This is a genomic window from Nevskia sp. (assembly GCF_021732705.1).
GTDB lineage: Bacteria > Pseudomonadota > Gammaproteobacteria > Nevskiales > Nevskiaceae > Nevskia.
The window spans coordinates 73,751-87,135 of the sequence record NZ_JAKFUM010000009.1; the positions used below are offsets into that span (position 1 = coordinate 73,751).

A 13,385-nucleotide genomic window follows, 5' to 3' on the forward strand; every position below is an offset into this window, starting at 1 on the left:
TCAATTCCTTCCGCGCAATTGATCGACGACTCGCGCCAGATCACCGAGGGTTTCGACTTCTGCCACGCGATCCAGCGGGATCACGATTTCGAAGCGATCCTCGAGCGACATGATGAAGTCCATTACCACCAACGAATCCAGCTGCAGGTCGCGGACGATGTTGGTCGTCGCGTCGAGCTGAGCCGGTCTTTTCAGAATTTCCTTGAGGCCTTCAATGATTTCGGCCTGAGTGTTCTGCAACGTCTCGGTCATCGTCCGATCTTCCCCTGATATTGCACCGGATACGCCCATCGGGCCGAAACAGATGTCGGCAGTCTGAGGACTCGGATCGGCGGATTGTAAAGCACGGATAACGGTTTTGTCATAGCGCCTTCACAATGGCCGCGGCCGCCGCCGTCAGCCGACAAGTCTGCGTAAGTCACTGCTTTGTGAAGCTTACAGCCAGCCGGCCTGACGATACCAGACCGCCGTTGCGGCGAAACCGGCCGAAAGCGCAGGCCCGGTTCCACCATCCGGCGAGCGGCGCAACTGCTCTTCCGGCACGCTCCAGTCTTCGTGCAGCAATTCTCGAATCTTCCCAGCATTGACCATGCCGGATTGCCCGAAAAAGCTTGCAAGCGCGCCAACGCTGCCGCCGATTCCGCGCAACAAGCCCCCCGGAACCGAAAAATACCGCGGCGCGCGATTGCCGACGGCATCGGCGGCGGCGTCGAGAATTTCGCGCCAGCCATAACCATCGGCCTTGCCGTCGGCGATCGCCTGCACCTGGCCGCTAGGCGCTTCGGACAGGCAGTCCGCCAGCAATCGTGCCGCTTCGTGGACATGGATCAGGCTGATGCGGGCACGCGCGGAGCCCGGCAGCGGCACGTGGCGCCGTGACGCAAGCTGGAAGAACACGAGCGTCTCGCGGTCGCCGGGCCCGTAGATCGCCGGCGGACGAATCACGCTGACGCGGTCCCGGCCGAGTGCCGCAAACACCACGTCTTCGCTGGCCCGCTTGCTGGCGGCATAGCCGGAGAGTTCCGGGTGGCGCGCCGCGAGGCTCGACACGTGGACAAAGTGCCGGATCGACGCCGTGGCGGCAGCCGCTTCGGCCAGCGCGCGGCTGCCGTCGCGATTGACGGTCAGGAACTCGGCATCGTGCCGGGCCTTGATCGCACCGGCGAGATGAAGAACCGCGTCAGCACCGTCGACCAGCCTGGCGAGCGAGGCGCGATCCGACAGCGAGCCGAGCACGACCTCCGGAACGAGCCCGCCCCAGCTTCCGTCCAGCGGTTCGCGTCGCGCGAGCAGACGCACGGCATGGCCGCGGGTTGCGAGTGCAGCGACAACGTGGCGGCCCAGAAAGCCGGTGGCGCCAGTGACAGCGACCGTCAGGCCGGCCGACATCAGCTCGCGGTCGCGATCACGGACAGCGCGAACGAGCCCTGCAGATACAGAGCCTTCGCCTTGGAGCGGCTGAGCTTGCCGGACGAGGTCCGCGGCAGCGCGCGCGGCGGAATCGTGACCACATCCGTCTCCACGCCATGCCGCAGGCGCAGCACACCCGCCACTTCCTTCTTCAGGTTGTCGCGGCTCTCGTCGTCCGGCGCACGGTACTCGACCAGCACCACGATCTTTTCCGCACCGCCTTCGTCGACGGAGACCGCCGCGACGTCGCCGCTGCGAAGCGCGGAAACTTCGCGTTCGACCGTCCACTCCAGATCCTGCGGCCAGATATTGCGGCCGTTGACGATGATCAGATCCTTGGCACGGCCCGAGATCACGATCTGGCCATCGCGGAAGTAGCCGAGATCGCCGGTGTCGAGCCAGCCATCGGCCGACAGGACTTCCTCGGTCGCTTCCGGTTGGCCGAAATACGAATGCATCAGGCTCGGACCACTGGCGTAGATGCGGCCGACCTTGCCCGGCGGGAGCACTTCGCCGAACTCGCTGCGAACTTCGAACGCGTGATCCGGCAGCGCCGGACCGCAAAGCACGAAATCACGCTTGCGCGGCGCATCGGGCCCGGCGGTGACCGCGAGATGGTCGCGCTCCAGCCGGTCGGTATCGAGCGTGTCGTAGCGGATGCCCTGACCCAGCGGGGCGAAGCTCAGCGCCAGCGACGCCTCGGCCATGCCATAGCTCGGCACGAAGGCCGAGGCCTTGAAGCCACGGCTCTCGAACTGCGCGGCGAACTTGGCCAGCGGTTCTGGACGCACCATGTCGCCACCGATGCCGGCGGCGCGCCAGTGCGACAGGTCCAGCGCTTCCGACGATGCCGTTTCGGCGCGGCGCGCAGCCAGTTCGTAACCGAACGTCGGGCTGTACGACAGCGTGCCGCCGTTGCGCGTGATCAAGTCCAGCCACAGCAGCGGACGGCGCGCGAAATCGCGGGTGGCGAACAGATCCACCGAAATCTGGCAGCCCAGCGGCGTCAGCAGGAAGCCGACCAGCCCCATGTCGTGATACAGCGGCAGCCACGATACGCAGCGATCGGTCGGACCGATCTTCAGGCCGTTGCAGGCGATGCCGCGGATATTGGCCAGCAGGGCGCGCTGGGTCACGGCCACGCCCTTCGGGAAACGCGTGCTGCCGGACGAGAACTGCAGGTAGCTCAGGTCTTCGGGGCCGACCGTGGGCAGCGGGATGTCTTCCCAGCCTTCGGTGGCGTCGACCACGGCCAGCGTGCCGGACACTTTCAGGCCGAGGCCTTCGACGGCATCGCCCAGCCATTCCTGCAGCGCCACCGGCGCGATCGCAGCGGCGGTATCGGCCACTTCGATCATGCCGCGGATGTGCGCGACATAGGCCGCGCGCCCCCCGAAGGCCGCCGGCAGCGGCAGGGCGGTGGGCACCAGACCGGCGTACTCGCAGGCGAAGAACGCTCTTGCGAAGTCGCCATCGGTATCGGCCACCAGCGCCACGCGTTCGCCGGGAACCAGACCGCGCGCCAGCAGCTTGCGCGCGAGCACCTGCGCCTGATCACGCAGCTCGCGGTAGCTCAGGGCCTCCAGCAGTGTCCCTTTCCCGGAATAGATGTTGATCCCGGTGGCACCCTGAGCGGCGTAATCCAGCGCTTGCGGCAGAGTGTCGAAGTCGGCGGGACGATAGTCGGAGAGCTCGCTCGCCGTCGGAGTAGGCAACAGCATCGATGGAAATTCGGAAAGGTTTTTCGAGTTCTGGGGAAAACAACGCTTGTCGGCAATTATATCACATCCGACGGGCTGCTCCTTTTGCCGTCCGGAGGCGACGTCGAGCGCCGGTTCCAACGCAAAAAGCGCCGATCAATCAGCGGCTTGGCAATCGATCATGATCGGCATCATGGTGCGACGCGACTGCCGTCGCATTCCGCAGCGCAGGCGCCCGAAGGGCTGCCGAACGATGCCCGGAAGCGCGTCGTTCGGGCGGCAAGTTCAGGCTTTGCCCAGAAAATCGCGCTTGCCGACGACGACGCCGGCGTGACGCAGGATGTTGTAGGCAGTGGCCGAGTGGAAATACAGATTCGGCAGCACGAACGCGGTCAGATACTGATGGCCCGTGAAGTTCAGATCGCCGAACGGCGTCTTGAGCACGATCGGCCGATCTTCCGAACCGTCGACCTGTGCCGGCGTCACGCCGTTGAGGAATTCGATGGTCCAGGCAATGCGCGCCTTCAGTTCATCGAACGTGGTTTCCGTGTCCGGCTTCGGTGGCGGCTCGATGGCGGCAAGGCGTGCGGCCCCACCCTTGACCATGTCGCAAGCGATCTGGACCTGACGCGCCAGCGGAAACATGTCCGGATAAAGCCGCGACTGCAGCAGCACGCTCGGATCGATCTTGCGAGCCTCGGCCGATGCCGCGCCAAGCTCAAGGATGTGCGCCAGATTCTCGAGGGCCCGGACGAACACCGGAACCGACGCGGAATACATCGAAATCGTCATGTCAGACAGTCCTGATTGAAAAGGAAAACTGCGGGCCGGCAGCTTACTCGAACTCGCCGTAACCTCCCTGCACCCGGCGGACGACGAAACCGGCCGTGGTCAGAACGGCCATGATCTGGTTGGTGTGCGCCTCGTCCTGGGCCTCGATCAGCATCTCCAGCGTCGCGCTCTTGGCGTGACGCCCCGCGGACAGGCGCTCGTGGTGAACCTGCACGATGTTGCCGCCGGTGCTGCCGACACAGCCGGCGACCCGCGCCAGAAACCCCGGGCTGTCCTCGATATCGATCGAGAGGTTGATCAAGCGCGATTCGTGCACCAGCTGGCGCAGCAGCACCGATGCCAGCAGCCGCGGATCGATGTTGCCGCCGCAGACGATGAGTCCGACCTTGCGTCCTGCGTACTTCGCCGGGTCGGCCAGCAGCGCGGCAAGCCCGGTGGCGCCAGCGCCTTCCGCAACCACCTTCTCGACATTGGCCAGCAGGCCGACGGCTCGCTCGATCGACGGCTCATCGACCCGCACCAGATCGTCGGCATGAGCCTTGATCACCGGCAGGGTCAGCTTGCCGACACCCTTCACGGCAATGCCTTCGGCGATCGTCGGCCCACCGCGAACGAGACTGGCGTCGCCCTGTAGCGCCGCGTATGCCGAACAGTAGCCGGCCGATTCGACACCGATCATGCGCAGTGCCGGGTTCAGCGCATGCGCGGCCACGGCGTTGCCGGAAAACAGGCCGCCGCCACCAATCGGAACCACCAGCGTGTCCAGCTCCGGCACATCCTCGAGCATTTCCAGCGCGATCGTGCCCTGTCCGGCCATCACGTGACGATCGTCATACGGGTGGACCAGCGTCATGCCCCGCGCTTCGACCAGCTCGCGCTGCATGTATTCGAACGCGTCACCCAGCGTCTCGCCGTGCATGATCACTTCGCCACCTAGTTCGCGGGTATTGCGAACCTTGGTGAACGGCGTGTTGGTCGGCATCACGATGGTGCTGCGAATGCCGAGCCGGGTCGCATGATGCGCGACTGCCTGTGCGTGATTGCCGGCCGACATCGCGGCCACGCCGGCGTCGCGCTCAGCCTGGGTCAGGCGCGACAGCTTGTTGATGGCCCCGCGTTCCTTGAAAGAGGCCGTGAACTGGAAGTTCTCGAATTTCAGCCAGACCTCCGCGCCGGTCAGCTTCGACAGCACGAGCGATGGCGCGCACGGCGTCCGCAGCACCTGTCCGCGGATGACGCGAGCGGCGTCACGGACATCCTCCAAGGTAATTGCCAATCCTTCGGACATCGTCTTCCCCCGCGATTCAGTCTTGGATTATAGGACGTGCGCGCTCGGCACCCGCATGACAGCACCGGCGCGAGTCGCGGATAATCCGCGCCCAGTCTCCCCTGCACGCCAAGCCAGCCGTCATGAGCCAATACGTCTACACGATGAACCGGGTCGGCAAGACCGTTCCGCCGAAGAAGGAAATCCTGCGCAACATCAGTCTGAGCTTCTTCCCGGGCGCCAAGATCGGCGTGCTCGGCTACAACGGCTCCGGCAAGTCGACCCTGCTCAAGATCATGGCCGGTGTCGACAAGGAATTCTCCGGCGAAGCGCGGCCGATGCCGGGGCTGAAGGTCGGCTATCTCCCGCAGGAACCGCAGCTCGATCCGGCCAAGGACGTGCGCGGCAACGTCGAGGAAGCGCTGAAGGAAATCACCGATACGCAGGCCGCGCTCGATGCCGTCTACGCCGCCTACGCCGATGAGAACGCGGACTTCGACAAGCTGTCGGCCAAGCAGCAGGAACTGGAAGCGAAGCTCGAAGCGCTCGACGGTCACAACCTCAACGTGATCATGGACAAGGCGGCCGAAGCGCTGAACCTGCCGCCGTGGGAGGCCGATGTCACCAAGCTGTCCGGTGGCGAACGCCGTCGCGTGGCGCTGTGCCGGCTGCTGCTGTCGAAGCCGGACATGATCCTGCTCGACGAGCCGACCAACCATCTCGACGCCGAATCGGTCGCCTGGCTGGAGAAATTCCTCAAGGATTTCCCCGGCACGATCATCGCGGTCACCCATGACCGCTACTTCCTCGACAACGTCGCCGGCTGGATTCTCGAACTCGATCGCGGGCACGGCATTCCGTGGCAGGGCAACTATTCGAGCTGGCTGGAACAGAAGACCAATCGCCTGAAGCAGGAAGAGAAGTCCGAAGACGCGCGCCAGAAGGCGCTGTCGGAAGAACTCGAATGGGTGCGCAAGAACCCGAAGGGCCGACAGTCGAAATCGAAGGCGCGCATCAAGGCCTACGAGGAACTGGCGTCGCAGGAATACCAGACGCGCGCCGAAACGCAGGAGCTGTACATTCCGCCCGGTCCGCGCCTCGGCGACATGGTCATCGAGGTCAAGGACGTCGCGATGAAGTTCGGCGACCGCACCTTGTACGAAGGCCTGAACTTCACGGTGCCGAAAGGCGCGATCGTCGGCATCATCGGCGCCAACGGCCGCGGCAAGACCACGCTGTTCAAGCTGCTGCTCGGCACCGAAAAGCCGGCAGCCGGCTCGATCCGCATCGGCGATACGGTGAAGTTCGCCTATGTCGACCAGAGCCGCGATGCGCTCGACGGCGACAAGACGGTGTTCGAGGAAATCAGCCAGGGCCAGGACATCATCCGTGCCGGCTCGTTCGAAATGCCGTCGCGCGCCTACATCGGCCGCTTCAATTTCAAGGGCGAAGCGCAGGGCAAGCGGCTGAAGGAGCTGTCCGGCGGTGAACGCAACCGCGTCCATCTGGCCAAGATGCTGCTGACCGGCGGCAACGTGCTGATGCTCGACGAACCGACCAACGATCTCGACGTCGAAACGCTGCGCGCGCTCGAAGAAGCGGTACTGAACTTCGCCGGTTGCGCGCTGGTCATTTCCCATGACCGCTGGTTCCTCGACCGCGTCGCCACCCACATCCTCGCGTTCGAGGATTCCGGCGAAATCGTGTTCCTGGAAGGCAACTACCGCGAGTACGAGGACGACTTCCGCCGCCGGACCGGCTCGGAGCCGGGCGTCAACCGTCGTGCGCGGCACAAGAAGCTGGCCTGATCGCAGCGTCGCAGGACTCGGCCCGGCCGACACGGCAGCCATCGTGCTTGCCGCGTCGGCCGGGTCTCTTCGTTCACGGACACGAACACGATGAAAGCCAATCTGCTGTTCGATCTCGACGGCACGCTGAGCGATCCCTACGAAGGCTTCGCCATATCGATTCGCGAAGCCTTCGCGACGCTGCAGCGACCCACGCCCACCGACCTGCAGCTGCGGGCGATGATCGGCCCGCCGATCGAGCAAGGCATGGCCGAGCTGCTTGGCACGCGGGACGCTCGCCTGATCAACGAAGCGATCGCCCTGTATCGACAGCGCTACAGCCGGCTTGGTCTGTTCGAAAACACGCTCTATCCGGGAATCGGCGAGGCCCTGACGGAATTGAGATCACGTGGCGCGCGGCTGTATCTGGCCACCTCGAAGCCGCTGGTCTTCGCCTCGAGGATCCTTGATCACTTCGCGCTGACGCCGCTGTTCAGCGGACAGTACGGCAGCGGGCTCGACGGCAGCCTGTCGAACAAGTCCGACCTGCTGGCACATCTGCTGACGATCGAAGGACTTGCCGCCGACGATTGCCGGATGGTCGGCGATCGTCGGCATGACGTGACGGCCGCCGTGAACAATGGCATGACATCGCTCGCGGTGCTGTGGGGCTATGGCAGTCGCGAGGAATTGGCCGCTGCCGGCGCCACGGCGTTCTGCGAGCATCCGGCTGACCTCGTCGAGGCCCTGAGCCGCAACTGACAGCCGTCGGCCGCCGTGATTCGGGCGCCAGATGCAAGCACGCGCCGCCGTGAACGGCAGGCACAAAAAAACCCGGCGGTCATCCCGTCGGGTTTCTTGCTGCTGCCAATGGTGCGCCCGGAAGGATTCGAACCTCCGACCCCTTAGTTCGTAGCCAAGTGCTCTATCCAACTGAGCTACGGGCGCATTGATCGTTGCCTGCTGCTGCCTGATGGCGGAGAGAGAGGGATTCGAACCCTCGATAAGGTTTTTAAGACCCTATACTCCCTTAGCAGGGGAGCGCCTTCGTCCACTCGGCCATCTCTCCACAACGCAGAGAGCAGGCCTGCGATACATCCAAAACATTATAGCCCGGCACTACCGGACCGTAAAGCCCAAAATCGTGATTTGTTTCAGAACATCAGTTCGGAATGGTCGTGTCTTCGCCGCGTTCGATGCGGATGCGCTCGAAGATTTCCTCGCGGTGAACCGACACGTCCTTCGGGGCCTTGACGCCGATCCGGACCTGGTTGCCCTTGATGCCGAGCACAGTCACGGTGACGTCTTCGCCGATCACTAAAGTCTCACCGACTCGCCTGGTCAAAATGAGCATTTGAATTCTCCGTGGCCTGAGTATTTATTCCGAACACCGTGCTTTTCTGCCGGCCCCGGTAATTTTCTACATCATTTTTAAGATGATACGTTGGTCACGTACTGCTTTGGCAGGCCAAAAACTACTACGTGACACTTTTCCGACAAAAGGAGCACAACCTCACGTAAACGGCTGAAAATTGGCCCGATTCCTGTCTGATTCATGAACAGGAAATGGGCCAATTCACATCGCTTCCGACCTCAGGCAGCAACTTCCAGATCAAAGGCCTTGTGCAGCGCCCGAACGGCCAGTTCGAGATACTTGTCTTCAATAACGACCGAAATCTTGATCTCTGACGTCGAAATCATCCGGATGTTGATACTTTCCGCCGCCAGCGTCTTGAACATGCGCGCCGCGATGCCGGCATGCGAACGCATGCCCACACCCACCAGCGATACCTTGCAGATATCGGTCGCAGTCCGGATTCCTTTAGCGCCCAGTGCGTCGGCGACCTTCTTCGAGACCTCGGTTGCCCGGTCAAGTTCGCCGCGCGACACGGTGAAGGTGAAGTCCGTCGTGCCGTCGGCACCGACGTTCTGCACGATCATGTCGACTTCGATGTTGGCGTCGCCGATCGGGCCCAGGATCGCCGCGGCGATTCCCGGACGATCCGGCACGCCGGCCACGGTCAGCTGCGCTTCGTCCCGGCTGAAGGCAATGCCGGCAATCAGGGGTTCTTCCACACCACTCTCCGTCTTGAATTCATCCAGCGTGATCAATGTTCCCGGACCGTCGACGAAGGTCGACAGCACGCGCAACGGCACCTTGTACTTGCCCGCAAACTCCACCGACCGGATCTGCAGCACCTTGGAGCCGAGGCTCGCCAGTTCCAGCATTTCCTCGAACGTGATCCGGTTCAATCGCCGCGCTTTCGGCTCGACACGCGGATCCGTCGTGTAGACGCCGTCGACATCGGTATAGATCTGACACTCGTCCGCCTTCAGTGCGGCAGCGAGCGCAACGCCGGTGGTGTCCGAGCCGCCGCGGCCAAGCGTGGTGATGTTGCCGTCGTCGTCGATTCCCTGAAACCCAGCCACCACCGGCACGATGCCGGCATTGCAGTCGGCCAGCAGGCGCTCGGTCTCGATGTGCTTGATCCGCGCCTTGTTGTAGGCCTGATCGGTACGGATCGCGACCTGCGCGCCCGTGTAGGATCGCGCGCGCACGCCCATTTTTTCGAGCGCGATCGCCAGCATCGCGATCGTCACCTGCTCGCCGGTTGCGATCATCTGGTCGAGCTCGCGCGACACCGGCCGCGGGTCGATGGCCTTCGCCAGCTTGATCAGACGATCGGTCTCGCCGGACATCGCCGACACCACGACCACCACCTGATCACCGCGCGCACGCGCCGCAGCCACCTTTGACGCCACATGCTCGATGCGCTCGACCGAGCCCATCGACGTGCCGCCGTACTTCTGAACTAGCAAAGCCATGTAAGCGATTCCAAACCCAGGTTTTCTTGATTAATCCGAGCAACCGTCACGATCTGTCGCGAGCCATTGCACGCGTCCGTTCAGGCCCGCGGCCCGGCGACAAAACGGAACAGCCCAGCGTCAGGACGCAAGCTTCTGTTCGATCCAGCCGAGCGCGGACGCAATCGCCGCCGGAAGATTCTCCGGCTGCGTTCCGCCGCCCTGCGCCATGTCCGGACGGCCACCGCCCTTGCCGCCGACCTGTGCTGCGGCAAACGCCAGCAGTTCGCCTGCTTTCACGCGCGCAGTCAGGTCTGCCGTGACACCGGCGATCAGGCTGACCTTGCCGCCAGCGGCCACACCCAGCAGCACCACGCCCGATCCAAGCTTGTTCTTCAGCTGATCGAGCAGGCCGCGCAACTCGCCACCGTCCACGCCTTCGACAATCGTCGACAGGACCTTCACGCCGTGCACGAGCTTCGCCTGCCCGGCCAGTTCATCGCCGGCGCTTGCCGCGAGCCGGCTCTTGAGCTGCGCCAGTTCCTTCTCCAGCGCTTTCTGGCCGTCAAGCACCGCCACGATGCGAGTGCCGACTTCCGATGGCGGCACGCGCAGCAAGCCGGCTGCAGCATTGAGACGCGCCTGCAGATCATTGACATAGGCCAAGGCGTTGTCGCCGGTCACGGCTTCGACACGGCGGATGCCGGCTGCGACGCCGCTTTCGGACACGATCTTGAACAGGCCGATGTCGCCGGTGCGCGCCACATGGGTGCCGCCGCACAGTTCGCGCGACGTGCCGATGTCGAGCACACGGACCTCATCACCGTACTTTTCGCCGAACAGCATCATCGCGCCGGTCTTCTTCGCTTCCTCGATCGGCAGCACGCGCGCCTGCGTTGCGGCATTGGCCAGGATCTCGGCGTTGACGATGCGCTCGACTTCGGCCACTTCGGCCGCCGTCATCGGGCCGGTGTGCGCGAAATCGAAGCGGGTCTTGTCGGCATCGACCAATGAGCCCTTCTGCTGAACGTGCGGCCCCAGCACCTCGCGCAGCGCCTTGTGCATCAGGTGCGTGGCCGAGTGGTTGCGCACCGTCGCGCGGCGCTGGCTGCTGGCCACCGCGGCGGCCACGGTGGCACCGACGGTCAGCGTGCCGGATTCAAGCTTGCCGACATGGGCGAACGCGCCGCCCTTGATCTTCTGCGTGTCGACGACGGCGAAGCCGCCGATGCTGCCGGCATCGCCGGCCTGACCACCGCTTTCGGCATAGAACGGCGTCTTGTCGAGCACGACGGCCCCTTCATCGCCGGCCTTCAGTGCGTCGACAGCGACGCTGCCGCGGTACAGCGCAACCACCGTGGCGCCTTCGACCTGCAGGTGCTCGTAACCGTGGAATTCGGTGGCCGTGCCTTCGTATTTCAGGCCTTCGCCGGCCGTGAACTTACTGGCGGCGCGGGCGCGTGTGCGCTGGGCTTCCATCTCGCGCTCGTAGCCGGCCTCGTCGAGCTTGAGGCTGCGCTCGCGGGCAATGTCGGCGGTCAAGTCGAACGGGAAACCGTAGGTGTCATACAGCTTGAACACGACCTCGCCGGGGATCGTGTCGCTGGCGAGATTACCGATCGCCTCGTCGAGCAGTTTCATGCCCTTGTCGAGCGTCGAGGCGAAACTGTCCTCCTCCGCTCGGATCACCTGCTCGATGCGCGCGCGCTGTTCGATCAATTCCGGATAGGCGCCACCCATCGCTTCCGCGAGCGGACCCACCAGCTTCCAGAAGAAGGCTTCGTTGAGCCCCAGCTTGTAGCCATGGCGGATCGCGCGGCGCATGACGCGGCGCAGCACGTAGCCGCGGCCTTCATTGCCCGGAACGACGCCGTCGATGATCAGGAACGCTGCCGAGCGGATGTGATCGGCGACGACCTTCTGCGACGCACTGGCATACGGTGCTGTGTTCGACAGCTTCGCCACCGCGCTCACCAGCGTCTTGAACGTGTCGATCTGGTAGTTGTCGTTGGTGCCCTGCATCAAGGCACTGATGCGCTCCAGACCCATGCCGGTATCGACACTCGGGGCCGGCAGCTTGGTCAGCTGGCCGTCCTTCGAACGCTCGAACTGCATGAACACGACGTTCCAGATCTCGATCCAGCGATCGCCATCTTCCTCGGGCGAGCCCGGCGGGCCGCCGTAGATGCCCTTGGAGCCATCGGGATCGTGGTCGTAGAAGATTTCGGTGCACGGCCCACAGGGGCCGGTATCGCCCATCGCCCAGAAATTGTCCGAGGCGTACGGCGCACCCTTGTTGTCACCGATCCGCACGATGCGGTCGGCCGGGATGCCCATCTGCTCGTGCCAGATCGAATACGCCTCGTCGTCCGTGTGATAGACGGTGACCAGCAGGCGGTTCTTGTCGATCGCCAGCCAGTTCGCGCCGGTGATGAACTCCCAGGCGAAGCGGATCGCGTCCTGCTTGAAGTAGTCGCCGAAGCTGAAGTTGCCCAGCATCTCGAAGAAGGTGTGATGCCGGGCGGTGTAGCCGACGTTCTCGAGATCGTTGTGCTTGCCACCGGCGCGCACGCAGCGCTGGCTCGACGTGGCGCGCGTGTACGGCCGCTTGTCCTGACCGGTGAACACGTCCTTGAACTGGACCATGCCGGAGTTAGTGAACAGCAAGGTCGGGTCGTTGCCCGGCACCAGCGACGACGACGGCACGACCGCGTGGCCCTGCTGCCGGAAGTATTCGAGAAAGCGTGCGCGAAGCTCGTTGCTGTTCATGGCAGCAGGTCAGGCCGTGAAAAAAGTCGCGCATGTTAGCGCGCAAGGCCCTGTAGCCGCTAGGTTTTAGGGGGTTTTCAAGCACCAATCAGGAATCAGCCGGACGCGACTGCCGATCTGGCCATCAGCTGGCCGGTGCCCGCAGTCGGTCACGGCGGCCCGGCCGGGCATGCCTCGATGAGAGCGATGGCGAGGCGAACTGCGCCCCAAAAGGCGACAGGTCTTGTGGGTGCTGCCGCTTGGGTGAAATACCGCGACGCTGCCCGTCATCGCGAGCTGCTTCGAGCGATTCCGGAAGGCAGAGCCGACACCCGCCCGGGGAAATCGGGCACTCGGAATCGTGAAATCAGCCATCCAGCGAGGGGTCGGTATCGTCGACGTCCGCCATCACGGCGCGGATCTGCGACGACGTGAAGCCGCGCGCGGCCAGAAAGCGATAGCGGCTGGCCTGCTCCTTCGCGTTGGTCGGCGGGCTCGGGTAACGCCGCTCGTACAGTCGCCCGACGATATCGGCCCAGTCGGGATCAGCTTCTTCGAGCGCCGCACGGATCAGCGCATCGTCGACGCCGCGAGACGACAGCTCCATCCTGATCCGGAGTGGGCCATAGCCTTGCGCGATCCGGGACCGGGTCAGCAGACCTGCGTAACGTGCATCGCTTTGCCAGCCGGTTTCGCCCAGTTCGCCGACGACTTCGCTGGCAATCTCGCGATCCAGCCCGTCGTGCGTCAGCTTGGTGGTCAGCTCGCGAGCACTGTGCTCGCGCCGTCCGAGCGCCCGAAGCGCCCTGCTGCGGGCATCTTCGGGTGCCAGCGGCGCTGGCGGCTTGCGCCCGCGCCGCTTGTCCATCGCCGGAA

At 64.1% G+C, this 13,385-nt stretch carries 11 protein-coding genes and 2 tRNA genes; 2 read left to right on the forward strand and 11 right to left on the reverse strand.

What is annotated here, in order from left to right:
* The 5 genes from QZ951_RS11085 to QZ951_RS11105 form a co-directional block, all read right to left on the reverse strand.
* Nucleotides 1–252, reverse strand: coding sequence for an acyl carrier protein (locus tag QZ951_RS11085; RefSeq protein WP_293000656.1), 252 nt, complete (start codon nucleotides 250–252; stop codon nucleotides 1–3).
* A gap of 183 nt (nucleotides 253–435) precedes the next feature.
* A complete protein-coding gene (locus QZ951_RS11090; RefSeq protein WP_293000657.1) occupies nucleotides 436–1,389 on the reverse strand; it encodes an NAD(P)-dependent oxidoreductase in 954 nt (317 codons plus the stop codon).
* Nucleotides 1,389–3,131, reverse strand: coding sequence for a fatty acyl-AMP ligase (locus tag QZ951_RS11095; RefSeq protein WP_293000658.1), 1,743 nt, complete (start codon nucleotides 3,129–3,131; stop codon nucleotides 1,389–1,391). Before QZ951_RS11095 ends, QZ951_RS11090 begins: the two co-directional genes overlap by 1 nt.
* Before the next feature lie 264 nt (nucleotides 3,132–3,395).
* Nucleotides 3,396–3,902 carry a DUF1993 family protein gene (locus QZ951_RS11100; protein ID WP_293000659.1) on the reverse strand — a complete coding sequence of 169 codons (507 nt, stop codon included), beginning with the start codon at nucleotides 3,900–3,902 and terminating at the stop codon, nucleotides 3,396–3,398.
* Between the two features lie 43 nt (nucleotides 3,903–3,945).
* Nucleotides 3,946–5,190: a threonine ammonia-lyase gene (locus QZ951_RS11105; RefSeq protein WP_293000660.1), complete on the reverse strand. Its 1,245-nt coding sequence runs from the start codon at nucleotides 5,188–5,190 to the stop codon at nucleotides 3,946–3,948.
* Nucleotides 5,191–5,312: 122 nt separating this feature from the next.
* On the opposite strand from QZ951_RS11105, the gene ettA reads away from it, so the two are divergent.
* The gene (ettA, locus tag QZ951_RS11110) at nucleotides 5,313–6,977 is read left to right on the forward strand and encodes an energy-dependent translational throttle protein EttA (RefSeq protein ID WP_293000661.1); all 1,665 of its coding nucleotides are present in this window, start codon (nucleotides 5,313–5,315) and stop codon (nucleotides 6,975–6,977) included.
* A 90-nt stretch (nucleotides 6,978–7,067) separates the two neighbouring features.
* Nucleotides 7,068–7,718, forward strand: coding sequence for an HAD hydrolase-like protein (locus QZ951_RS11115; RefSeq protein WP_293000662.1), 651 nt, complete (start codon nucleotides 7,068–7,070; stop codon nucleotides 7,716–7,718).
* Between the two features lie 109 nt (nucleotides 7,719–7,827).
* Here the strand turns inward: QZ951_RS11115 and QZ951_RS11120 are convergent.
* From QZ951_RS11120 to QZ951_RS11145, 6 genes are all read right to left on the reverse strand, one after another.
* Nucleotides 7,828–7,904 (reverse strand) — tRNA-Arg (locus QZ951_RS11120).
* 26 nt (nucleotides 7,905–7,930) lie between these two features.
* A tRNA-Ser gene (locus tag QZ951_RS11125) sits at nucleotides 7,931–8,025 on the reverse strand.
* A gap of 93 nt (nucleotides 8,026–8,118) precedes the next feature.
* Nucleotides 8,119–8,310 (reverse strand): carbon storage regulator CsrA, encoded by a 192-nt coding sequence (gene csrA, locus QZ951_RS11130; protein WP_293000663.1) that lies wholly within the window; start codon nucleotides 8,308–8,310, stop codon nucleotides 8,119–8,121.
* A gap of 239 nt (nucleotides 8,311–8,549) precedes the next feature.
* Entirely contained in the window at nucleotides 8,550–9,782 is a 1,233-nt protein-coding gene (locus QZ951_RS11135; protein WP_293000664.1) for an aspartate kinase, read from the reverse strand.
* Nucleotides 9,783–9,902: 120 nt separating this feature from the next.
* Nucleotides 9,903–12,530 carry an alanine--tRNA ligase gene (gene alaS, locus QZ951_RS11140; protein ID WP_293000665.1) on the reverse strand — a complete coding sequence of 876 codons (2,628 nt, stop codon included), beginning with the start codon at nucleotides 12,528–12,530 and terminating at the stop codon, nucleotides 9,903–9,905.
* Nucleotides 12,531–12,876: 346 nt separating this feature from the next.
* Nucleotides 12,877–13,377 (reverse strand): regulatory protein RecX, encoded by a 501-nt coding sequence (locus QZ951_RS11145; protein ID WP_293000666.1) that lies wholly within the window; start codon nucleotides 13,375–13,377, stop codon nucleotides 12,877–12,879.
* Nucleotides 13,378–13,385: the final 8 nt, after the last annotated feature.